Below are 22,238 nucleotides of genomic sequence, written 5' to 3'. Positions count from 1 at the left end.
CAGCCAGTCGCCGCTCAGCGCTCAGCGCGCAGCGCGGATGGCGAGGTCGGGCAGCACCCGATCGGATGCCGGTGGGGCCTGCAGCCCGAGTACGCGGGCGATCTCCAGTGCCAGCACGGCGTGCCCTGCAGCCCCGGGGTGGAACGGGTCGTGCAGCAGGTTCATCGCGACGCCGCCGTGACCGAGTTCGGTGAACTTCGCGAACTGGTCGACGAGGATCACATCCTCTGCTGCGGCCACATCGCGGATCGCCTGGGCGAACTCGGCGATGCGCGCCCGCTCAGGGGCGTGCGCGACGTCGATCGTGGGTTGTGTCTGCAGCACCGGGATGGCCCCGGTGCGGCGCACCTTGCGGACGAACCTGCGCACCTGGCAGGCGAATTTCTGCGGCGAGATGATCGGGAACACACCGCCCGTCGAGCAGTCGTTCGTGCCGATCATGAGCGTCACGACATTGGGCTTCCACGCGGCGACGCGCCGGTCGAAGTCCTTCAGCAGCAGTTTGACCCGCCAGCCGCTGATGGCCGTGTTGATCATGACGTCCTGCACGCGTCCCATGTCGCCGCGCACCAGCTCGTGCAGGTGGTCGACGTAGTTGCGCTCGCCGAGCGTGTGCAGCAGGCCGTGGGTGATCGAGTCGCCGGTGAGCACCCAGTTCAGGGGCGCATCGGATGCCAGGGCGGCGCGTAGCCGCTGCAGATCGGTGGTCATCGTGGATTACCTGAATTTCGTGGGTGGCGAGTTCGATCACGAGTCGGTGTCGAATCTGATCATGGTCGGCTCCATCGTATTGCAATCGGTTGCACCTTGATCGCAGTGATGACAGGATCGAGGCGTGATCGAGACGCGCCCCGAGCCAGCGGACTTCGACGACGTCTGGCGAGATGCGGCTGCCCGAGCTCTGGCCATCGACTCGAATCCGATCCGAGAAGCGCCGGACGCGGCCGGCGCGGAGGTGGTGCGATACACATCACTCGGAGGACTTCGCGTCGGCGGATGGCTCGTGCTTCCCCCGGGGGAGTTCACGTCGGTTGTCATCGTCGCGCACGGCTACGGAGGCCGGGCTGAACTCGATCAGCGATGGGCGCCAGAGGATGCGGCGGTCTTCTACCCGGTGGCCCGCGGCATGCTCAAGCTGTCGCAGTCCGATGCAATCCCGTCGTTCTCGAAGGAGCACGTGCTGCACGGCATCGAATCCCGTGAGACGTATGTGCACGGCGGCTGCGCCGCCGACATCTGGTGCGCGGCGAACGCCCTGGAGGAGGTGCTCGGCGTGCGCCTGGGGGAATCACGTGGTGGTATGCGCCTGAGCTACTTCGGCCCCAGCTTCGGTGGCGGAATCGGGGCGATGGCGGTGCCGTGGGATGCCCGGTTCGATGCGGCCTCGCTGTACGTGCCGAGCTTCGGCGCCCACGCGCTTCGACTGGCGGAGCCGTGCGTTGGCAGTGGCGACGCAGTCGCGAAGTGGCTGGCCCGGCACCCCGAGTCCTGGAAGGTGTTGGACTACTTCGACGCGGCCACGTCGGCGCGGCGCTTGCGCGTGCCGACGATCGTCGCGCCGGCGCTGGATGACCCGTCAGTGCCGCCGGTGGGGCAGTGGGCGGTCGCGGAAGGTGTGTCACCGAAGTTCCGCACGGTCATGACGATGACCGCCGGTCATCGCAGCTACCCCGAAGAGCAGCGCGAGATGGTCGACTACGCGCGTGCCACGAGAGCGCTCTTCGCCGCGCGCTGATCACACCGCCGCCGGTGGGAGCTATTGATCCCGGCCGACGTTGTCGATAATCTGGCCTTCCGTACTGCAACCGATTGCAAAAACAGGCGCCTCATCGATGACGCACCTGGAAGGCAGGAGAGATTTCAGATGATCAGATCCAGAACGCTGCTCGGGAGGCTGGCCACCGGGCTGGTGGCCGCGGCCGTGCTCGCCGCAGGCGCAACCACGGCTGTCGCCGAGGAAGCGTCCGATGAGCCGACCAATCTTCTGACGAACGCGAGCTTCGAAGAGGGTGCGGGCCCCGCGGATGCTCCGGGGTGGACGCCGCTGTGGAACCGCACGGAGATCTCGTCGTTCACGCAGGAGCGCGCGAGTGACGGTGACACGAGCCTGCGCCTCTTTCGCGACGCGAACATCGTCAACGGCGGTCTGATCGCCGAGCCAGTGCCGATCGAGGCCGGCGAGACCTACGAGTTCAGTTTCGATCACTACCTCGTCGACGGTGGACCGGTGAGCGCGACGGTGCACTTCGACGACGCCGACGGCAACACGATCGAGCAGCCGTACGAGCTGCTGCGCACCACGAAGAGCACTTGGGAGCGCGCCGAGGCCACGTTCGAGGCGCCGGCGGGCGCGGTGGCAGCCCAAGCACTGTTGTACGTGTCGTCCGGCGCGTACATCGACACCTACATCGACGACGTCTTCTTCGGACTGGGCTCGGAAGCCCCAGAAGAGCCCGAGCTCTCGCCGGTCGACGAGATCCTGGTGCAGGACGAACGGCTCTCATACCTGGGTACCCCGGTGACGAGCCAGATCCCGAGCCAGGCGGCACAGGGGATCGAAGACGGACAGCACGTCTCCTACCAGGTGTTCAAGGGCAATCCGGCCAGCGGCTACCCGGCGACGTTCGCGGTGACCGACATCGCGACGGGTGCACAGCTGCGCACCTGCACGGTAGATGGCGCCGACCACGCCCGCAACCTCAACATCGCCGACGACGGCCGGGTGTATTGGGGCACCTACCACGACTCGAAACTGTGGCGATATGATCCGGCGACCGGTGAGTGCACCGACCTCGGCCGGATCAGCGAGGAGAAGGATTCCACCTTCGGCATGTCGCCGGGGCCAGACGGGTCGATGTTCATCGGCTCCTACCCCGATGCGCGCCTGTTCCAGGTGGATCCGGTGACCGACGAGGTCGAACTGCTGCGCCGGATCGGTGAGGGCATCGACTACATCCACGCGATCGCGTACCACGCCCCGACTGACACCCTCTACGTCGGCTCCGGCGGACGCGTGCCGCAGATCTGGAAGATCGCCGACGGCGGTCGCGGCGAGCAGACGCTCATCGCCGACGACACGATCGCACCGCGTCTGAACGAGGGCACGCAGTTCGTGGGCCGCATGGACATCGTGGGTGATCGCGTCATCGCCCAGGTCGGGCTTCGGATGCTCGTGCTCGACCTCGACGGCAATGTCGTCCACTGGGATCCGGATCAGACCCGCTTCTTCTTCGGCCACCACATAATCCAGGGGTCGGCATCCGACACAGCGATCTTCTCGACTGCCGGCGGTGAGCTGCTCACCTACGACATTCCGACGAACACGTTCGCACCCACCGGCATCGACATCGGCGGGTACCTCTCCAACGGCATGGTCGACACCTCCAGTGGCGCCGCGGTGCTGTACGGCACTTCATCGGAGGGTGTCTTCGTCGCGGATCTCGAGAAGGGAGAGCTCGTCTCGAACGACCCGATCGAGTTCGCGCAGCCGACGCTGATCCAGAAGCTGTTCCCCGGACCCGACGGCAGCGTGTGGGCATCGGGGTACATGATCGGTCTGGCGAAGGTCGACAAGACGGGCGAGCAGCACGGGCCGACCATGCAGCGCGGTCAGTTCGAATCGACCGCCATCCGCGACGGCAAGCTCTACCTCGGCGGATACGGGCACGCACGATTCGATGTGCTCGACCCCGCCGCGTACGATCCGGCTGACACCAGCTCGGTGCCGACGCTGTTCGACGGTGCGGACGAGGGCCAGGATCGTCCCTTCGGTATGGCATACAACCCGGATCGCGACGAGATCTACATGGGATCGGTCGCGACCTACGGGATGACGCAGGGCGGCCTCGCGATCTGGGATGCCCAGACGGGCGAACACGAGTGGCTGACCACCGAGATCGGAGAGGACGAGAACGTCATCTCCGTCGTGTACAACGCGGTCGACGGCCTCGTCTACCTGGGCAGCACCGTCGATGGCGGACTCGGCTCCGCGCCCAGCGGGCACACCGCCGGGAAGCTGATCGTGTTCGATCCGGCGACGAGGACGGTCGTCAAGACGATCGATCCCGCCGGAGAGGAACGCGAAGGCATCGGCGGGCTCATGGTCGACCCGGATGGCGTCGTGTGGGGAGTCGCCGAGGACGTGCTGTTCGCCTACGACCCGGCGACGGGCGAGTCGACGGTCGAGGGAACGGTCGGCGGCCGGTACTCCGCCGGGACGACGTACTGGGCGTACGGAACCGTGAACCGGTCGAGTGCGGACGGCAAGATCTACGTCACTGCCGGCTACCGGTTCAGCGTGCACGATCCCGCGACCGGTGAGACCACTCGCATCGCGAACGGTCTGCAGTGGAGCACGGTCGACGAAGACGGTGACGTCTACCTCAGCAGGGGTGCCAACCTCTTCCGCTACGACGTGAAGGAGACGGACCCGACTGTCTGCACGCAGACGCCGACGGAGACCATCGCCGGTGGGCTGGTGGTGCGATCCGGCGAAGTGGCGTGCGTCGACGGCATCCGCATCGAGGACGGGATCACGGTCGAAGCCGGCGGCACGCTCCTGCTGAGCGATGCCGACGTCCGCGGCGGGATCCACGCGGACGGCGCCGCGCGCATCGAGGTGCGGGGCACGCAGGTACGTGGCGCGGTGTCGGTGACGGCCACTGCGGGCGCGTTCGTGTTCGCCGGAAACGAGGTGCGCGGGTCGTTGCAGTGCACTGACAACGCGGCCGAGCCGGACAGGGAGGAGCAGGCGAACCTGGTGAGCGGTTCACTTCAGGGCCAATGCGCCGGGCTCTGAGCGGCACATGAATCGTGGGTTGCCGAGCGAGTGCGTTCGCTCGGCAACCCACGGTCTTCTTCCGCTCAGGCTGCGAGTCTTCGATCGAGCCAGCGGATCATCTGCCTGAGCAGATCCTCAGGCAGTGGGTGGCCTTTGGTGTGGTGCAGCATCTCGATCCGCGAATCAGTACTGAATGCAGCTCGCGCGAGCGCTTCGTTGTGGGCGCCGTCCGCGGCGCCGCCGCCGACGTAGAGGATCGGACGGGGTGCGACCAGTCGCAGCAGCTCGTCGAGATCGCGGTCGGTCGGCACGCGCGCGCCGAAGTACCACGGATCACTCCAGTTCGAGTGCGCGAAACCGAGACCGGGCTCATGCGTCACCGCGGCGGCGATGCGCGTGTCCAGTGCGGACGCGAAGAGTGAGAGCTTGCCGCCGAGGGAATGTCCGAACATGCCGATGCGGTGGCTGTCCACCTGTTTGATATCGGAGAGCGCGTCGACCGCGAGTCGCAGATCGGAGACGCTGCGCCCCAGTCCGGTGACCATCGGATGCCGGATCAGGTGGTCTTCCGCCACGGGGCCGTATCGCGCATGCAGCTCGACCGTCGGCGCGGCATGCGCGATCGTCTCGGCCCACCACGGCACTGCGAGCACTCCCAGGCCCGCCGCGAGCATCTCGCTTGCGAAGGCGCGTGTCGGGTGGGCGTTCGGGTCTGGATAGAGGGCGCTCGCCTCGCCGAACAGCACCTGGGTGTCGTAGAACGGCAGCACGATCACGGGGCACGGCGAGTCACCGATGGGAAGTGCGAGCCGCAGCACCTGTCGAAGGCCGTAACTGCGCACTTCGACGGGGATGCGACGAATCGCGCCGTCGGTCTGCAGATCGCCGACGTGGATCGCGGCATCCGACGCGGGCTGTGCACCGAGCAGCTCGATCCACTCGCGGCGCAGAATGTCCGCCTCGGTCACGGAGCGCGCTCAGCATCCACGTCGAAGTCGATGGTGAACAGGTACTCCCTCGGCCACGATACGTTCGTCACCTGCACTCCGCGGAGCGCGTGGACTCCGGATGCCCAAGAAGTGACATCCCGCGCGACCCGTTCGCCGAGCGCGGGCAGCTCGTCGAGGGGAGGCTCTGCGAGACCGCGGTCGCGGAACTCCTGCTGCAACTGCACGCGCAGCGTCGGCAGGTAGTAGCCATCCTCGATGATCTTCGCGAACAGGAAGCGCCGACGCGCGGCCGTCGCCGTCTCGCCATCGTCCAGCAGCGCGCTCACCCCGGCCGCCAATGTGGTGCCCACAGTGTTCCCCGCCGTGTTCCAGCCGCCATAGGCCTCCAAGCGGCTGAGCGCGCACGCCTCGTCGAGCATGGTGAGCAGGGTGGGGTCGGAGCCGTTCGCATAGCGCACATCGGCGAGTGCGACCCGACGGCCGGCGGCGATGTGATCGATGGTCTCGGCAGCGACCAGCGCGCTCGCCGCCGTGCTGTCCTGCGTGATCGGCGCCCCGGTCCAGTCGCCGGGTTCCATGGACGGAGCGTGAACCATCAGCACAAGGTCGGCGTCGCCGGCAGACCCGACGCGCTCAGCGCCCAGAGCGCGAATCTGCCTGTCGATTCCGACATCGATAGGCGCGTCCTCGTACAGTGCCGTGCGCTGCAGGCCCTCGGCGTCCGGACTGCACACATAGATTCGCGGCGTGATTCCGCGTGCACTGGCCACGGCGCGCGCGACGAGAACGCTCGGAACCTCGTCGGCGCCGGGATACAGCAGTGCACCGGTTTCGAGTCGCTGGTTCCACGTGCTCAGGGCGGCGCGATCGCCGGCGGGGAGTCCGCGGGGAGCGGTGTCATCGGAGGTGAGCATCAGATCCGTGACCGTACCTTCGGCGGCGAGTTCGAGCGCTGCGAGGTTCACCGCATGATTGCGCAGCCGACGCAGCACCAGGTCGTGCCGGAACTCGGTGGGGACGTCGGCCAGCGCGGTGTCGACCTCGTCGGTCTCCACCTCGCCGCGCGCATAGCGGTCCCAGGCCTGGGAGAGTGCGAACATCTTGCGGCCATGGGTGCTCCAGTACTCGGGCTCCTGCCTGCTGCGGCTCGAGTTGTCGTAGTGGGGCAGTCGGGTGACCACCTGATATGCCGAGATCGGTGCGCTCAGTTCGCGGAGCACCTCGAGCCTCGGGATCGCGTCGCCGAGGCGGTCGTGCGTCAGTCGCGATGGCACCAGCCCACCGTGCACCAGCAGGTCGAGAGAGATCACGTGGGCATCCGCGGAGGGGTCGATCTCACGCAGCCAAGCGGCCAGGGCATCGCGATCCGCGGGCTCTCGGAAGCGGGGCATCAGTGGCGCAGGAGGCAGGATGACCTCGGCTCCGCAGCACGCGCCGATCTGCTGCGCGTATCCGGCGGTGTTGGGCCGTTCGTCAGGTGGCAGCACCGCGATACGCGTCGGGTGAGGGTCTTGTGCGCTCATGGATCTAACGGTAGCCTGCTTCTGCAACCGATTGCAAGAGTCGCCGGTTGCGCTGTTCTTCGGCAATGAGGCCCGACAACACAGGAGAAGCACCATGATTCCCCGATCAAGAACGCTGGTGGGAGTGGCCGCGGCTGCGCTCATCGTGACGACGCTCGCCAACCCGCTCCAGACCGACGAATCCGCGGTTGCCGCAACCGACCCGGATGCGAATCTGCTCGTCGATGCGAGCTTCGAATCGGGCGCCACGCTCGCCGAACTCGACGGCTGGGCCCCGTGGTCGACTCGCAGCAGCGACTACTTCAAGGTCTCGACTTCGAACACCACCGTCGGCGCGCAGAGCCTGCATGTCGACGACACATCGACGTCGTACGGCGGGGGCGTGATCAGCACCGCGATGCCGGTCGAGGAGCGGACCGCGTACGAGGTCAATCTCGAGGTGTACAAGGTGTCCGGCAGCTTCAGCGTCTGGACGTACTTCCTCGACGATAGCGGCACGCAGTTGGCGTCCAGCTGGCAGACGGTGCGCACCGAGGAGGACAAGTGGGAGCGCGCGTTCCTCGACTTCGACTCGCCAGCCGGGGCCGCTCAGGCGCAGATCATGATCTACGCCGGCAACGCGCCAGTCGTCGACGCGTACCTTGACGACGTCTACTTCGGACTGAAAGGCGAATCCGGGCACGAGCGTCCGGTTCCGCCGTCGGTGCCCGACCTCGTCGTCGCGAACGATCCGAACCTGACGTACACGGGAACGCCGGTCGGCAGCAGGATCACCAAGAACGCGGTGATCGGTCAAGAGGGCGGTGTCTGGATGAGCTATGGGGTCTTCAAGGGCGTCGAGTCGACAGGGTATCCGGCGACCCTGGTCGTGGCGCGTCTGGACGACGGTGAGATCGTGCGCAGGGTGCCGCTGCCGGGATCCGGCTTCGCCCAGGAGATCCGCCGATCGAGCGACGGCAGGATCTACGTCGCTACCGACGGGGACTACAGCCTGTGGGTGTATGACCCTGAGACGACGAAGGCCCGCAGGATCGGGGTGATCAATCCGTCCACCCCCGCAGACGGCTACACGTGGTCGATGGCCGCCGGACACGACGGTGAGATGTACCTCGGCACCTACCCGAAGGGACTGCTGTTCCGCTATGACCCGGTGACCGACGTCATCGCGAACCTGGGCGCGGTCGACTCCAGCCAGAAGTACATCCACGGACTCGCTTTCGATCAGGAGCGGGGCTACCTGTACGTCGGTGCGGGTGGGAGCAGCGCACAGATCTGGAAGGTGGCGCCGGATGGCACGAAAACCGCGCTGTTGAACGAGCAGACCGCGCCTGGCTCCACGACCGAATCGTTCGCCTCGACCTTCACGTTCGTCGACGACCGGCTGTTCGCGCGCATCTCCAACCAGATCATCGTGATCGGCGCCGACGATCAGGTGCAGTACTGGAAGGGCGATGGCCCTGAGATGCACGGTTACTGGGTGACGCCCCGACCGGATCAGCCGGAGCACTATATCTACGTGTTCGGGAGGACGTTCTGGGAGTTCGACGCCACCAATGGCACACGCCGCGATCTGGGCATCCCGGCGAATGGTTACCTGAACGACGGGTACTGGGTGGAGTCCGATGAAGCGGGCTGGGAGGGATGGACGCTGATCGCCTCCACCAGCAAGGGCGTGATCAGGGTGAACCCGGCGAAGGGCGTATCGGATTCGCACAGCATCACCTATGCGACCCCGACCAGTGTGCAGCGACTGTTCACCGGCCCCGACTCGATGTACGCATCCGGCTACCTGATCGGTCTCGCGCCGTTCGACGAGGAGACCGGCACACCAGGTGATTCGCTGCAGTCCGGACAGTACGAGAGCGCCGTCAACCGGGACGGCAAGCTGCTGCTCGGCGCGTACGGACATGCCAAGCTCATGGAGTACGACCCGGCGACCGGTGCGGCGCCCCGCCAGGTGTACTCCCTCGAGGATGAGGGGCAGGATCGTCCGTTCGGCCTCGCCTACGACGCCGAGACCGACAGCACGTACATGGGCAGCGTCGGCGCCTACGGAAAGAACCAGGGCGCGCTCACCCGCTACGACTTCGCCAGTGGCGAGCGCACCACGTACACCACCGAGATCGTCACGGATCAGTCCGTGGTGAGCGTGCTCGCGCACGACGGTCTGGTCTACATCGGCACGACGATCGACGGGGCGCTCGCGGCGCCGACTTCCGGGCAGACACAGGGCCACTTCATCGTGTGGGATCCGAAGACCGAGACGGTGGTTCGCGACCTCGTGCCAGTGGAGGGGGACGAGGGCATCACCGGGCTCATCGTCGGCCCTGATGGGCTCATCTGGGGAGTCTCCGAGGACACCGTGTTCAAGTACGACCCGGCGACGGAGGAGATCGTCTACTCCGAGAAGCTCCTCCGTCATCGGTACGGCTCGGGAACCGTATGGGCGTGGGCGAATCTCGCGATCGGCGCCGACGGTGACGTCTACGGCTCCAACCGGTTCTCGTTCTTCCGGATCGATCCTGAGACGATGGCCTACACCGACATCGTTCCCACGACGGTGACGGGCTCACCGCTGATGAATGCCGTCGCGGATGCTGACGGAGACATCTTCTTCTCCCACGGGCCGTACGTGTTCCGCTACGACGTGGCACGCGGTGAGAGGGCGTGCACGGTGCAACTCGACAAGGTCGTCTCCGGCGGCCTGGTCGTGGCCGGCGGCGACGTGGTGTGCGGCGCTGACGTCACGATACAGGGCAGCGTCACAGTCGCTGAAGGCAGCGAGCTGCGCCTCGAGCGCAGCACCGTGCGCGGCGGACTCACCGCCGATGGCGCGACGGCAGTGAGCATCATCGGATCCCGCATCTCGGGCGCCACTGCAATCACCAACGCGCGTGGTCCAGTTGTGTTCGTCGGCAACGACGTGCGGGGTGCACTGATGTGCGGCGGCAATGTCGCAGGCGTTGACGATCAGGGGGAGCCGAACGCGATCTCCGGCGCCGTGCAAGGCTGCTCGCTGAAGTGAGCGGCAGGGTGTGCGCGGGATCCGACCCGCGCACACCCCTTGGATCAGGCATCGGGGCGGCTGTTCATCCTGCAGGAACCAGCGGCCGCACCGACGCGTATGCGGTCTCGGAGGTCGGTTCGGCCAGGCCGTACTGCCTGGTCACCGGCATCCCGGGCCGCCAGGCCGGCCACCCCGGATCGATACCGCGCACGAAGTGCACGAGTGCGGCATGCATGTCATTGGCGAGCGGCTGCGGGGCGCCATCGCCGAGCAGGCGCCGGGCGCGGTCCTTGCCGAGGCCGTCGAACCAGAACGGAAGGTCGATCGTGTGGCTCGCCGATCCGGTGACGGGAGATCGCCAGCCGAACCGGTAGGTCCACGTCGGTGCATGAGCGCGTGCCCGCAGGTCGGCGAGCTGCGGCACGAGTGCGCGGCAGATGCCGTCGCTCATCAGACGACCTAGCAAGTCGGCGTTGCCCCGCGCCGCCGATTCCACGTTCACCGCCAGATAGGCAGCCCGCACCGACACATCCATGAGAAACGGCAGCAGCATCCGATCGATGTCCAGCTCATCCAGGGCGTCTTGCCTGGACCTCTGGGCCGGGGTGAACTCGTCATCCGCGGCCCCGATGAGCAGCGCTTTGTCGGCGCCGATCCCGGCGCGGGCCGCCTCGGCGACTGGCAGGTGCACCAGGTCGCCGTCCACGACCGGGCCCCATGGCAGGCCCTCGCGCAGTCGCTCCGCGCGTGCTGCGTCGCCCTGCTGAGCGCTCGCAGCCTTCCGCAGCAGGACGGCGAGTTGCTCGCTGGCGACGTCGGGCAGGTTCGCGGCTTCCACCCGCGCCAGCGCCGCGAGCCGGCGCGTGCGCTCGCGCGCCCGCGCCGGTGCGACGTCGGCGAGAGCACCGGAGAGCGAGAACGCCCGGTGGAACAGATGCTGCGCCCCGGGCATCCCGAGCAGCGTCAGCGCCGCACCGCCTCCGGCAGAGTGGCCGCCGACGGTCACCCGATCGGGGTCTCCGCCGAAGGAGCGGATGCTGTGCCGCACCCACTCGAGTGCTGCCAGCCAATCGTGCACGCCGCGGTTGGGCACCGCGCCGTCGACGTGACCGAACCCCTCGAATCCCAGGCGGTAGGAGGCTGACACGAGCACGACGCCGGCGTGGTTCAAGCTCACTCCATCGAGCTGCTCGTCGAGCGGTGAGCCGTTCGTGAATGCGCCGCCGTGGATCCAGAACAGTACGGGCAGGCGTCCGTCTAGGTCGGGAGTGAAGACATTGACGTGCAGGGCGTTAGCGGTTGGGTCAGTCGGCCGTGTTGCATCCCGCACCGCCCGCCACGATTCGGGCGGCTGTGGTGGGGCGAGCCGCAGAGCTCCAGCGGGATGCCGTGCGTATGGGATCCCGTGGAACGCGAGGCTCTCGGATCCCGAGGCCGGGTCCACTCTTCGCAACCCGCGCACCCGGCCGGAGTGGGTGTCGACCACTTCGGACGGCAGCTCGAGCGGATCAGCCCTCGCGCCGGCCGACATCTGTCACTTCAGCCCGCTCATCATCACCCCGCGCACGAAGAAGCGCTGGAAGAAGATGAAGACCAGGAAGGTCGGGATGAAGCTGATCACAGCCGCCGCCATGATCGTAGCCAGCGGTACCTGCTCTTCCTGCAGCGTGTTCAGTCCCACGGTCAGCACATGATTCTCGGCGGACGTCTGAGAGATCATCGGCCACAGGAAGTCGTTCCAGTGCGCGAGGAAGACGAACGTGGCCAGCGTGGCGAGGATCGGCTTCAGCTGCGGCAGCACGATCGACCAGAAGATGCGGAACTCTCCCGCTCCGTCGATCTTCGCTGCATCGAGCAGCTCATCAGGAATGCCATGGATGAACTGCCGCATCAGGAACATCGCCGAGGTGTTGGCGAGCGTCGGCACGAGCATTCCCCACATGGTGTTCAACCCGCCCAGGTCACCGACGAGGATGTACTGCGGAATGATCGTCAGGTGGTACGGGATCATCAGCATCGCGACCAGGGTCCAGAAGATCAGTTCGCGTCCGGGGAACTTCTTCTTCGCGAAGGCGTAGCCGGACATCGATGCGAACAGCAGGACGAAGACGGTGGAGACGACAGCGTAGATCGTCGAGTTGAGTGCCCAGCGTGGGATGTTCCTGCTGCTGAGTGTTTCGATGAACGCGTCGAACGAGATCGAGGTCGGGAACAGGGCCTGCGGCATCTGGATGGGCTGGCCCGGCTGCACCGAGATGATCACCATCGCGTAGAACGGGAACGCCGTCACCACGGCGATCAGGATCAGCAGCAGGTGCAACGGCAGCAGCCGGCCGAGCTTGCGCATCGACGGGGAGCGACGCTTCAGCCGCACAGACTTGGGCGACGCGTCAGGCAGCACAGTGGTCATCGTCTCGGACATCAGTCGTTCTTCCCCACGATCTTTCGCTGGATCAGCGACAGCGCCAGCGTGATGATCAGCAGCACGACACCCGCCGCGCTGGCATAGCCGAAGTCGAAGTAGCCGAAGCCCTGGTCGTAAATCATGAAAGTCAAGGTGTAACTGGCTCGTGCCGGTCCGCCGCCGGTCATCACGAAGATCGAGTCGAAGGTCTGCAGCGACTTGATCGTCTCGATGATCAGCACGAAGAACAGCGCAGGCTTCAGATTGGGCAGGGTGACGTGCCAGAACTTCTGCCAGCCGTTCGCGCCGTCGAGCGATGCCGCTTCGTAGTACTCGGTGGGGATCGCCAGCATCCCGGCCAACAGGATCAGCATGTTGTAGCCGAAGCTGCTCCACACGCTGAGGATGGCGAGGGTCGGCAGCACCCAGACCCGCTCGGTCAGCCAGCCGACGGGCTCGATGCCGAACACCCCGAGCAGTGCGTTGACGGGCCCTGCGCCCGAGAAGATCCACATGAAGACGAGCGCGATGAGCACGCTTGACGTGACGGTCGGCAGGAAGAAGATCGAGCGATAGAAGCCCATGCCGCGGAGGACCCGGTTGCAGAGCTGCGCCATGCCCAGTGAGACGATCATCGCCAGCGGCATCTGGATTGCGGCGAAGATGAAGGTGACGAGCAGCGCGTCCCAGAAGATCGGGTCCTGGAACAGGTGCACGAAGTGGTCAAGACCGACGAACTTGTACGTGCGACGGAGCGTGTACTCGCCGAAAGCGAGCACGATGCCGTAGATGGCCGGCCAGATGCGGAATACGGCGAAGAGCAGCACCATCGGACCGACGAAGATGTATCCCGCAATCGCCTCGCGCGAGTTCCACCAGCGGCGAGGCCGCCTGGGAGCCACCGGCGCCGGCTCGGGCTCCGAGGGTGACGGTGGAGCGGTGAGAGTGGGTGTGGCAGTCATGGTGCCCTTCGGTCTGATGGTGCCCGGAGCGCGAGCGCTCCGGGCACCATCGTCGAGCGCGATCAGAGGATACGGTTCACTTCTTCTGCAGCGGCATCCAGGGCCTCCTGCGGATCGGCTCCTTCGAGCAGGACGCGCTGGATGTGCGGCTTGAGGAGGTCGATGATCTCACGTGCCTTGGGGCTTGCCACGCCGGTGCGAACGAACGGAATCGCCTCTTCGCCGGCGGTCATGATCGGGTCATCGGCGTACAGACCCGTCAGGTCGCTGCGGGGTGAGAAGTAGTTGGCCTCGGGCAGCAGCTTCGACATGAAATCGGCTTCGGTCAGGTACCGCACCCAGGCCTGGGCGGCTGCGGGAGCGTCGGTGGTGTTGAAGATCGACCATCCGCCGACCGTGCCCGATGCGACCTGCTCGACGTCCTTCATGGTCGGAACCGTCTCAATGGCGTCCGCTCCGTGCAGGTCGCGGTTGGCGATGATGTTGCCTCCACCGTTGTATGCGACCTTGCCGAGCCCCTGCTGTGACTGCTCGAACGGGGGGATCGTCGCGATCTCCTCGCGGGGGATCCACTCGTTGTCTGCGAGCGTCTTGATGTACTCGAGCGCCTTGACACCCTCGGGCCCGTTGAAGGCGGCTTCGGTCATGTCCTCATTGAGGACCTCGCCACCGGCCTGCCACAGGTACTTGTAGAACGTGCTGTTCAGGGTGCCCGTGCCGTAGTAGTTGGTGACGTAGTTGCCGGATTCCTTCACCGCCGGGGCGATCTCCAGCAGCTCGTCCCAGGTGGTGGGGCACGCCACTCCGCCGGCAGCCTCCAGCACGACGGCGTTGCAGAAATCGTTGCCGGCGGTGATCAGCTGAGGTGCGCTGTACAGCGTGCCGTCGTAGGTCATCGCCTGCAGGGCGGAATCGTGGAACTGGTCCCAGTCGTCGCGCAGGTCATCGAGCGGAAGCAGCAGGTCCTCGGCGGCGTACTTCGGTACGAAGTCCGGGTTGAAGTAGACGACATCCGGCTCGTTGCCGCCGGAGATGGCGGTGACGAGGGCCTCTTCGCGACCCGCGAAGGCCTGCATCTGCAGGTCGATCTCCACATCGGGGTAAGTCTCGTTGAAGTCATCGATGTAGGTCTGCCACCAGCTGGCATCCTTGACGCCGCCAAGCGGGTAAGGCCAGAAGGTGACGGTGCCGGAGACCTCATCGGGGTTTGCGGCTTCGGCGGGTGCCTCGCTGCCGGAGCATGCGGTGAGCACCAGCAGGCTGCTCAGCGCGAGCGCGCCGGCGGCGACTGTGGCTTTGTGACTCATGATCCCTCCATTGGGTTCGGGTACAGGTTTGATCTCGGGACGACGCAGTTTGCAATCGGTTGCATTTACCGTAACCACCGGTGTGGGTACATGTCAAGAACCTTTGGGGACGCGATACGTCCTCAGCTCAGACGGTGATAGTTCTGCGGTGTCACTTCGGCGAGCAGCGCGCCGTCCCGCACGAACCGCTCGATCTCATCGACGCTGGCGCGGCCCTGCGCGAAGCGTGCCTGCACCGTGCCGCCGGCGACGTGCGGCGTGAGCAGCACGTTCTCGAGGCCGAGCAGCGCGGAGTTGGTCGGCAGGGGCTCGGTGGTGAACACATCGAGGGCCGCCGAGATCCGGCCGCTGACGAGTTCGGCGATCAGCGCCTGCTCATCGGTGATCTCGGCGCGGGCGGTGTTGATGATGATCGCTCCGTCGCGGAGCAGCGCCAGCTGCTTGGCGCCGATCATCCCGACCGTCTCGGGGATGCTCGGCGCGTGCAAGGCGAGCACGTCACTGCGCGCGCACAGGTCATCCAGCTCGCAGAGCTCCGCCCCGAATTCGGCGGCATCCGCTTCTGTGGCGTACGGGTCGTGCACCTGCACGTCGGTCACGCCCAGCCCGCGCAGCATCCGCACGTAGTGCCGTCCGACCCGGCTCAGCGAGACGACACCGACGCGCTGAGCAGCGAGGCTCTGTCCGAGCATGCCGTTGCCGCCGACGCGCCAGTCACGCGTCGACTGCAGCCGCCGGTCGTGCAGGGTCACGTTGCGCAGAACCGACAGTGTCATGGTCAGCGCCATCTCTGCGACGGCCTCGGCCATGGCATCCGATCCACCCTGCGCCAAGCGGAGGCCGTCCCCGAGCGCGTCGATCGGGAACAGTCTGCGCACCGATCCGGCGCTGTGCACGGCGAGCCGCAGGCGGCCGCCGCGCAGCAGCCCCGGATCGAATGGCGCTGTGCTCCACGACGTGATGAGCACGTCGAAGTCATCGCCAAGGCCTGGCGGAGGCGGTACTGTGCCCGCCTCCGTCGCCGGAGGGCGGATCACTTCACCGAGGGCCGCCAGCCGGTTCATCTCCTCGGCGGAGTAGAGGCGGCTGCCGTCCAGGTCATTCAGTGCCATGCAGATTCGCACGGTCATCGTTCTCACTCCGATCGTTCTCTCACTGCTCGCAGACGACGTTGCCGCCCACGGTCACGCGGTGGATGATGACGCGCCCGTGATCCAGAGCGACGTCGACTCTGTCGCCGGATGGGTCGATCCGCAGCATCCGCGCGGGGTTGCGGGACGCCATCGCGAGAACGTCGTCCTCCGTGAATGGCAGGTGCGCCAGTGCCCACTCGACGCAGTGTCGCAGGGACGCTCCCGACCCGGCCAGCAGTCCGGTGTCGCCCAGCGACAGACGGCCGTCCTCTGCGACGATCACGACGCCCCCGACCGGGGTCGCGTAGCGGCCGGGCGGGGATCCGGCGAGGGCGGCCGAGTCGGAGGTGAGGATGCTGCGCTGCACGCCCTTCGCCCGGATCATGGCGGTCAGCGTGTCAGCAGGCAGATGGTGGCCGTCCGCGATGAACATCGCGGTGAGTTCGTCGGCGGCGAGTTGCGCCCAGAGGTGATTCGGGTGGCGGGGCAACTCCCGGTGGACGCCGTTGCCGAGATGCGTCGACAGGCTCGCTCCGGCGGCGACTGCCTCGCGGATCCGCTCTGTGTCCGGTGCGCAGTGGCCGATCGAGACTCGGATGCCACGGGCCGCCGCCGCAGTGATGTACTCGAGCGACCTCGCACGCTCCGGCGCGAGCGTCACGATACGGACGAGTCCCGGGGCCGCGTTCTGCCATTGGGTCAACTCGTCGACGGAGGGGTCGCGCAGCTGCGCGGCATCATGTGCTCCGCGTGGACCGTCGTCGGCGCTGAGCGACGGGCCCTCGATGTGGATGCCGGCGATCGAGCGGGCGATGAGGGGGTCGATCTGCCTGGCGAGCGCGATCGTCTCGAGGGCGTGCGCGATCTTCTCTTCGGATGCTGTGATCACCGTCGGCAGATAGGTGGTGACGCCCTCGCGCCACAGTGCCCTCGTGAGTGCGACGATCGTGTCGGGCGTGACGTCGTCGGCGTTGACGTCGAAGCCGCCGAACCCGTTCACCTGCAGGTCGACGAGTCCTGGCCACGATGTCACGCTCATAGCTGGAGGCTAGTGCGGGGGTGCGTCGGTTCGCGATTCAGTGCTGCGGCTGCGGCGGCGTCGAGGAACCAGGAGACGTCCGGGTGGGTGCGCAGGAAGCTGGCGGGGAGCGAGGAGTCGATCGGTCCCCGTACTGCGCGCGCGACAGCGTCCGCTTTGTGGGCGCCGATGATGGTGCAGACCAGTGACCTGCCCGACAGCAGGGCGGGCACGGTGAGCGTGAGAGCGTGTGTGGGCACCTCGGAGAGCTGTGTGAAGAGCTTTTCTTCGACCTGCTGACGACGGGATGCTTCGTCGAGTGTCGCCACGCGCACTGTCTCGGAGTCATCGGGGCTGGAGGTGCCGGGTTCGTTGAAGGCGATGTGGCCGTTCATGCCGATGCCGAGGCACACCAGATCGATGGGCGCTTCGGCGAGCAGGCCCGCGTAGTGTGCGGCCTCGGCGGCGGGCTTGACGTCGGGGCGGATCCGCTCGAGCCGCGGCAGGGCCTCGGCGGGAAGGCGCTGCTGCAGCCACTGCCCGAAGCTGTTCGGATGGTCGTCAGGAAGACCCAGGTACTCGTCCATGTGGAATGAATGGACTCGGGTCCAGTCGATGCCCGGTTCCTGGGCGAGCGCGGTGAGCATGGCCTGCTGTGACGGTGCGGAGGCGAAGATCACTCGCGCCGTGCCCCGGGAGGTGATCGCCTCGCGCAGGACGGCTGCCGCCCGCCGCGCCGCTTCGCGCCCCGCCTCGGCGACTGATGCCGCTGTGTGTATGCGGGGCATCTCCATCGGGATGTTGTGCATGGTGTTCCTTTGCAATCGGTTGCAGGTTACACTACGGGAAGACCGTCGCCGAGGTCAACGATGGCGCCGCCACGAAGGAGTCGCATGACGCAGGATGCACGAAGCCACCTGGAACAGGTCGTGCTGCCGTTCTGGATCAGGCAGGGAATCGACCTCGAGCACGGCGGATTCCACACCTGCTTCGACAATCGCGGCCGCACCCGCGTCGCTGACGACAAGTACACCTGGTCGCAAGGTCGCTTCATCTGGCTGCTCGCGCATGCCGCCGGGCTCGCCGAACGTGGCAAGCTCGCGGTACCAGGGGTCGATGCGGAGCGCGCGCTCGACTTGGCGCGCCGCGGTGCCGTCTTCCTGCGTGAGAACGCGCTGCGCTTCGACGGCACCTGCGCGTTCGCGCTGACACGCGACGGGTCGCAGCCGGTCGTCGGGCAGCCCGTTCGCAGCGTGTACGCCGACCTCTTCGCGGCCATGGGCTTCGCCGAGTACGCACGGGTGTCGGGTGAGAGGGACTGGATCGCGCCGGCGCGTGGCATTCTGCTGCGCGCCATCGATGACATCCGCGACCGCACTGCACCCACCCCGCCGTACGCGGTGCCCGCCGGTCATCGTGCATTCGGGCCGCGCCTCATCCTGCTCAACGCGCTCGGCGTGTTCACCGCCGCAGAGCGCGCGATCGGGGCATCCAGCACTCTCGACGTCGAGCTCTCGCACGAGATCGACGCGGTGATGTCCTTCCGCACTGATGACGGCGCCTTCGCTGAGATGCCGCGCCTGGATGGCCGCGATGGCGACGACCTGATCACGCGTCACCGGGTACCAGGCCACGCGCTCGAGGCGATCTGGATCGTGCTCGATGCCATCGTGCTGGCTGGCGGCGATGCCGCCGCGCACCGCACGCCTGCGCTCGACTCGATCGCGCCGCTCTGCGAGCTGGGCTGGGATTCGGAGTTCGGCGGCATGCTGCGCTACGTCGACCGCTCCGGCGGCAAGCCGCGCGGGGCATCCGGTGACACCGACTACGAGCAGCTCGTGCACCGCACCTGGGACACGAAATTGTGGTGGGTGCACAGCGAGGCCGCTGCGACCACGGCGATCGGAGCCCGCCGGCATGGGCGCGCCGAGTGCGAGCCCTGGCGCACCCGTATCTGGGACTACGCGCTCAGCACCTTCCCGCGGGTCGATGAGGGCTCGGAGTGGGTGCAGATACGCAACCGCGACGGCAGCCCGCTCGACCAGGTGGTCGCACTGCCAGTGAAGGATCCGTTCCACATCACCCGCAACCTCATGCAGCTGATCGAGCTGGATGACGAAAGCCCTCAGAAGGAGCACGCATGAATGACGGATTCGCCTCGGAGGGCGAACTCGAACAGAATCTGTCCACCCCGAGCGACGCATTGGTCGCCGACATGGCGCACGGCAGGGGTGACCTGGTCATCCTCGGCGCTGGCGGAAAAATGGGGCCGACGCTGGCGATGCTCGCACGTCGCGCGTTCGACCTCGCGGGCCGCACCGAGGACACCGTGTACGCCGTGTCGCGCTTCAGTGACGAGATGGTGCGTGGCCGCATCGAGGATGCCGGTGTCCGCACGATTCCGTTCGACCTCATCGCCGAAGACGACCTGTCGGCGCTCCCGGATGCCGCCGAGGTGATCTTCATGGTCGGTGCGAAGTTCGGCGCCGCCACCAACGCGTCGTGGGCGTGGGAGGTCAACGCGGCCCTCCCCGACCGGGTGGCACGCCGCTACCGCGACAGCGCGATCACCGTGATGTCCACCGGCAACGTCTACCCCTTCGTTCCGGCCTCCTCCGGCGGTGCGGACGAGGACACGACGCCCGCGCCGGTGGGGGAGTACGCGCAATCGTGTCTCGGTCGCGAGCGGGTGTTCGAGTTCGGTGCAGTCGAGCGCGGTACGAGGGTCGCGACAATCCGGCTGAATTACGCTGTCGATCTGCGCTACGGCGTGCTCGCCGACATCGGACTCGCCGTGCACCGCGGTGAGCCGATCTCGCTGGCGACGGCGAACGTGAACGTGGTGTGGCAGGGGCACGCGAACGAGGTCGTGCTGCGCAGCCTGCGCCACGCATCCACCGAGCCGTTCATTGTCAACCTCACCGGACCCGAGCTGCTGAGCGTCGCGACCATCGCACGCCGATTCGGAGCGCTCTTCGAACGGCCGGTCACCTTCGCCGACGACCCGCAGCCCACCGCGCTGTTGAGTGACGCCCGGCGCTGCGCCTCGCTGTTCGGGTACCCGAGCGTGGCCACAGACACGCTCATCGACTGGCAGGCTCGCTGGATCAGCGCCGACCTTCCTCTCGTCGCCAAGCCCACCAAGTGGGCCGTGCGGGACGGTCGGTTCTGATGGCTTCCGCCCATCCTGCTCTGCGCCTCGAAGCCGCGGCCACGCTGGCGCGCGGCACGGTGATCCCCGCCCACCCGCTCGCCCTCGACGCGTCACGTCGTCTCGATGAAAGACGTCAGCGAGCGCTCACCCGGTACTACCTCACGGCCGGGGCGGGCGGTCTGGCCGTCGGAGTGCACACGACCCAGTTCGAGATCCGGCTGCCCGAGCACGGCCTGTTCGAACCGGTGCTTGCTCTCGCCGCCGAGGAGATGGATTCCCATGGCGATGCGTCGCTGGTGCGAATCGCCGGCGTCGTCGGTGAGGCGGCGCAGGCAGTCGCCGAGGCCGAGCTCGCGCGATCGCTGGGCTACGACGCGGTGCTGCTGAGCCCCCGCGTCGCCGGGGCCACACCAGCCGACCTGCTGGAGCGAGCGCGGATCGTCGGCCAGGTGATGCCGGTCGTCGGCTTCTATCTGCAGCAGGCGATCGGCGGGCCAGCGCTCGATCGTTCGTTCTGGCGTGACTTCGGGGCGATTCCATCGGTGGTCGCCGTCAAGGCGGCACCCTTCGATCGCTACCGCACGCTCGAGCTGGTGCGAGGTATCGCCGAGTCGGGACGCGCGAGCGAGATCGCGCTGTACACCGGCAACGACGACGCGATCGTGAGTGACCTGCTGGCCGAGTATCACGTACACACGCCCGATGATCGCCAGACGCTGCGCTTCGCCGGCGGCTTGCTCGGGCAGTGGGCCGTCGGCACGCGAGCGGCGGTGCGGATGCTGCAGAAAGTGCACCGGGGCGCCGCGGGTGACCGCGAGGCACTGGCCGAGCTCTCGTCGACCGCGACGGACCTGCTCGATCTGAACCAGGCCGTCTTCGACCCTGCGAATGACTTCCACGGGGTCATCGCCGGGGTGCACGAGGTGCTGCGACAGCAAGGGCTGCTTGAGGGCATCTGGTGCCTCGATCCGGACGAGGGGCTCTCGCCCGGTCAATCCGACGAGATCCGCCGGGTGCGGAATGCGTATCCCGAGCTGCTCGACGACGAGTTCATCGCCGAGCATCGCGACGAGTGGCTGCGGTAGTGCGTCGCGGCGAGCGGGCACCGCGCGTCGCGTTCGCCGGGGCGGCGCACTCGCACGCGTTCTCGGACGCCCGGAATCTGCGCGCTCTTGGCGCGGAGATCATCGGGCTGTGGGACGTCGACGATCCCAGCCGCGCGGCGGATTTCTGCGCTGAGTTCGAGGTCTCCGCTGTTGCCGATCGGGATCGTCTGTTCACCGAGGCCGATCTGATCGTGTCGACCGTCCGCACGCCGCGCGCCGCGGAGCTTGCCCTGGTGGTCGCCGAGAGCAGAACACCGGCGTTCTTCAACAAGACCGTCGCCAGCACGCCTGCGGCCTACGCGGAGTGGACAGCGGCCGGGAGCGCGCCCCGCTTCACCTCGTCGGTGCTGCGCTTCGCGCCGAAGCTCGTGGCCCTAGCCGAGCAGATCGCCGGCGGGCAGCTGCGCACCCTCGATGTGCGCGTGCAGCACAGCATCGCCGCGCTTCTGGAGCCGCGCAGCTGGCAGGACGAGCTCACCGGGGCTGGCGGCACGCTGGTGAACTTCGGAGTGCATGCCTGGGAAATGGTCGACGTGCTGCTGCCAGGCGGGCGGGCCGAGATCCTGGATGGCTCCGCGGCGCGGGAGGGACTGCCGACGGCATCCGAGGCACACGGCACCGTCCGCGCGCGGATCGGCACGGTCGAGGTGAACGTCAGCGTGTCAGGCGTGGACGGCACCGACGTCTACGCCGTGCGCGCGGTGACCGACCGCGGCGTGCGGGTCGTCGAGCTCGCGCCGGGCGCGGCGGAGCTGGGGTATCACGGCGCGGCGGACGCCATGCTCGAGCTCGCTCGGGGTGGAACTCCGGCGGTCAGTGCGGCGAGGACGGCCGCTGTGTACGCGAACGTCTTCGCCGCGGCGCAGACGGCCAGGCGCAGCCTGTGCTGATGGT

General features: G+C 67.2%; 17 protein-coding genes. 7 read left to right on the top strand and 10 right to left on the bottom strand.

The genetic code is table 11. From position 1 onward, the window contains the following. Positions 1-21 precede the first annotated feature (21 nt). Complete coding sequence (locus MNR00_RS16395; RefSeq protein WP_241926975.1) at positions 22-711, bottom strand: SGNH/GDSL hydrolase family protein; 690 nt, start codon at positions 709-711, stop codon at positions 22-24. 124 nt (positions 712-835) lie between these two features. Between MNR00_RS16395 and MNR00_RS16390 the strand changes: the two genes are divergently transcribed. Beyond that, positions 836-1,735 (top strand): acetylxylan esterase, encoded by a 900-nt coding sequence (locus MNR00_RS16390; RefSeq protein WP_241926974.1) that lies wholly within the window; start codon positions 836-838, stop codon positions 1,733-1,735. A gap of 129 nt (positions 1,736-1,864) precedes the next feature. Beyond that, on the top strand, positions 1,865-4,798 hold the full coding sequence (locus tag MNR00_RS16385) for a carbohydrate binding domain-containing protein (RefSeq protein WP_241926973.1): 2,934 nt from the start codon (positions 1,865-1,867) through the stop codon (positions 4,796-4,798). Positions 4,799-4,863: 65 nt separating this feature from the next. Here the strand turns inward: MNR00_RS16385 and MNR00_RS16380 are convergent, their stop codons facing one another. Together MNR00_RS16380 and MNR00_RS16375 are read right to left on the bottom strand one after the other, a co-directional pair. Further along, a complete protein-coding gene (locus MNR00_RS16380; protein ID WP_241926972.1) occupies positions 4,864-5,748 on the bottom strand; it encodes an acetylxylan esterase in 885 nt (294 codons plus the stop codon). Continuing rightward, complete coding sequence (locus tag MNR00_RS16375; protein ID WP_241926971.1) at positions 5,745-7,253, bottom strand: DUF4127 family protein; 1,509 nt, start codon at positions 7,251-7,253, stop codon at positions 5,745-5,747. Before MNR00_RS16375 ends, MNR00_RS16380 begins: the two co-directional genes overlap by 4 nt. A 94-nt stretch (positions 7,254-7,347) precedes the next feature. On the opposite strand from MNR00_RS16375, the gene MNR00_RS16370 reads away from it, so the two are divergent. After that, on the top strand, positions 7,348-10,278 hold the full coding sequence (locus MNR00_RS16370) for a carbohydrate binding domain-containing protein (RefSeq protein ID WP_241926970.1): 2,931 nt from the start codon (positions 7,348-7,350) through the stop codon (positions 10,276-10,278). Positions 10,279-10,342: 64 nt separating this feature from the next. Here MNR00_RS16370 and MNR00_RS16365 read toward each other — a convergent pair whose 3' ends face one another. The 7 genes from MNR00_RS16365 to MNR00_RS16335 form a co-directional block, all read right to left on the bottom strand. Continuing rightward, positions 10,343-11,791, bottom strand: a complete 1,449-nt coding sequence (locus tag MNR00_RS16365) for a carboxylesterase family protein (protein WP_241926969.1) — start codon at positions 11,789-11,791, stop codon at positions 10,343-10,345. A gap of 3 nt (positions 11,792-11,794) precedes the next feature. Further along, positions 11,795-12,682, bottom strand: coding sequence for a carbohydrate ABC transporter permease (locus MNR00_RS16360; protein WP_241926968.1), 888 nt, complete (start codon positions 12,680-12,682; stop codon positions 11,795-11,797). After that, positions 12,682-13,626 (bottom strand): sugar ABC transporter permease, encoded by a 945-nt coding sequence (locus tag MNR00_RS16355; protein ID WP_241926967.1) that lies wholly within the window; start codon positions 13,624-13,626, stop codon positions 12,682-12,684. Before MNR00_RS16355 ends, MNR00_RS16360 begins: the two co-directional genes overlap by 1 nt. Positions 13,627-13,688: 62 nt before the next feature. Further along, on the bottom strand, positions 13,689-14,933 hold the full coding sequence (locus tag MNR00_RS16350; RefSeq protein ID WP_241926966.1) for an extracellular solute-binding protein: 1,245 nt from the start codon (positions 14,931-14,933) through the stop codon (positions 13,689-13,691). 122 nt (positions 14,934-15,055) lie between these two features. After that, complete coding sequence (locus tag MNR00_RS16345; RefSeq protein ID WP_241926965.1) at positions 15,056-16,045, bottom strand: hydroxyacid dehydrogenase; 990 nt, start codon at positions 16,043-16,045, stop codon at positions 15,056-15,058. Between the two features lie 40 nt (positions 16,046-16,085). Further along, on the bottom strand, positions 16,086-17,105 hold the full coding sequence (locus MNR00_RS16340) for an amidohydrolase family protein (RefSeq protein ID WP_241926964.1): 1,020 nt from the start codon (positions 17,103-17,105) through the stop codon (positions 16,086-16,088). Beyond that, on the bottom strand, positions 17,102-17,893 hold the full coding sequence (locus MNR00_RS16335; protein ID WP_241926963.1) for a glucosamine-6-phosphate deaminase: 792 nt from the start codon (positions 17,891-17,893) through the stop codon (positions 17,102-17,104). Before MNR00_RS16335 ends, MNR00_RS16340 begins: the two co-directional genes overlap by 4 nt. An 84-nt stretch (positions 17,894-17,977) precedes the next feature. On the opposite strand from MNR00_RS16335, the gene MNR00_RS16330 reads away from it, so the two are divergent. The 4 genes from MNR00_RS16330 to MNR00_RS16315 are packed head-to-tail and all read left to right on the top strand — an operon-like array spanning position 17,978 to position 22,234. Then, entirely contained in the window at positions 17,978-19,228 is a 1,251-nt protein-coding gene (locus MNR00_RS16330) for an AGE family epimerase/isomerase (RefSeq protein WP_241926962.1), read from the top strand. Continuing rightward, positions 19,225-20,256 carry an epimerase gene (locus MNR00_RS16325; protein WP_241926961.1) on the top strand — a complete coding sequence of 344 codons (1,032 nt, stop codon included), beginning with the start codon at positions 19,225-19,227 and terminating at the stop codon, positions 20,254-20,256. The genes MNR00_RS16330 and MNR00_RS16325 overlap by 4 nt, the downstream gene beginning before the upstream one ends. Beyond that, positions 20,256-21,323, top strand: coding sequence for a dihydrodipicolinate synthase family protein (locus MNR00_RS16320; protein ID WP_241926960.1), 1,068 nt, complete (start codon positions 20,256-20,258; stop codon positions 21,321-21,323). The genes MNR00_RS16325 and MNR00_RS16320 overlap by 1 nt, the downstream gene beginning before the upstream one ends. Next, positions 21,311-22,234, top strand: coding sequence for a hypothetical protein (locus MNR00_RS16315; protein WP_241926959.1), 924 nt, complete (start codon positions 21,311-21,313; stop codon positions 22,232-22,234). Before MNR00_RS16320 ends, MNR00_RS16315 begins: the two co-directional genes overlap by 13 nt. Positions 22,235-22,238: the final 4 nt, after the last annotated feature.

Origin of the sequence: Microbacterium sp. H1-D42 (genome assembly GCF_022637555.1) — a bacterium.
Classification (GTDB): Bacteria; Actinomycetota; Actinomycetes; order Actinomycetales; family Microbacteriaceae; genus Microbacterium.
The sequence above is the reverse complement of the archived record's forward strand: the minus strand, read 5'-3'. Positions and strand labels throughout refer to the sequence as shown.

What these genes read in the sequence shown, in the direction of transcription:
- MNR00_RS16395 (WP_241926975.1), bottom strand. Translation starts at nt 711, where the DNA reads ATGACCACCGATCTGCAGCGGCTACGCGCCGCCCTGGCATCCGATGCG.
- MNR00_RS16385 (WP_241926973.1), top strand. Translation starts at nt 1,865, where the DNA reads ATGATCAGATCCAGAACGCTGCTCGGGAGGCTGGCCACCGGGCTGGTG.
- MNR00_RS16375 (WP_241926971.1), bottom strand. Translation starts at nt 7,253, where the DNA reads ATGAGCGCACAAGACCCTCACCCGACGCGTATCGCGGTGCTGCCACCT.
- MNR00_RS16370 (WP_241926970.1), top strand. Translation starts at nt 7,348, where the DNA reads ATGATTCCCCGATCAAGAACGCTGGTGGGAGTGGCCGCGGCTGCGCTC.
- MNR00_RS16365 (WP_241926969.1), bottom strand. Translation starts at nt 11,791, where the DNA reads ATGTCGGCCGGCGCGAGGGCTGATCCGCTCGAGCTGCCGTCCGAAGTG.
- MNR00_RS16360 (WP_241926968.1), bottom strand. Translation starts at nt 12,682, where the DNA reads ATGTCCGAGACGATGACCACTGTGCTGCCTGACGCGTCGCCCAAGTCT.
- MNR00_RS16355 (WP_241926967.1), bottom strand. Translation starts at nt 13,626, where the DNA reads ATGACTGCCACACCCACTCTCACCGCTCCACCGTCACCCTCGGAGCCC.
- MNR00_RS16350 (WP_241926966.1), bottom strand. Translation starts at nt 14,933, where the DNA reads ATGAGTCACAAAGCCACAGTCGCCGCCGGCGCGCTCGCGCTGAGCAGC.
- MNR00_RS16345 (WP_241926965.1), bottom strand. Translation starts at nt 16,045, where the DNA reads ATGGCACTGAATGACCTGGACGGCAGCCGCCTCTACTCCGCCGAGGAG.
- MNR00_RS16340 (WP_241926964.1), bottom strand. Translation starts at nt 17,105, where the DNA reads ATGAGCGTGACATCGTGGCCAGGACTCGTCGACCTGCAGGTGAACGGG.
- MNR00_RS16335 (WP_241926963.1), bottom strand. Translation starts at nt 17,893, where the DNA reads ATGCACAACATCCCGATGGAGATGCCCCGCATACACACAGCGGCATCA.
- MNR00_RS16330 (WP_241926962.1), top strand. Translation starts at nt 17,978, where the DNA reads ATGACGCAGGATGCACGAAGCCACCTGGAACAGGTCGTGCTGCCGTTC.
- MNR00_RS16325 (WP_241926961.1), top strand. Translation starts at nt 19,225, where the DNA reads ATGAATGACGGATTCGCCTCGGAGGGCGAACTCGAACAGAATCTGTCC.
- MNR00_RS16320 (WP_241926960.1), top strand. Translation starts at nt 20,256, where the DNA reads ATGGCTTCCGCCCATCCTGCTCTGCGCCTCGAAGCCGCGGCCACGCTG.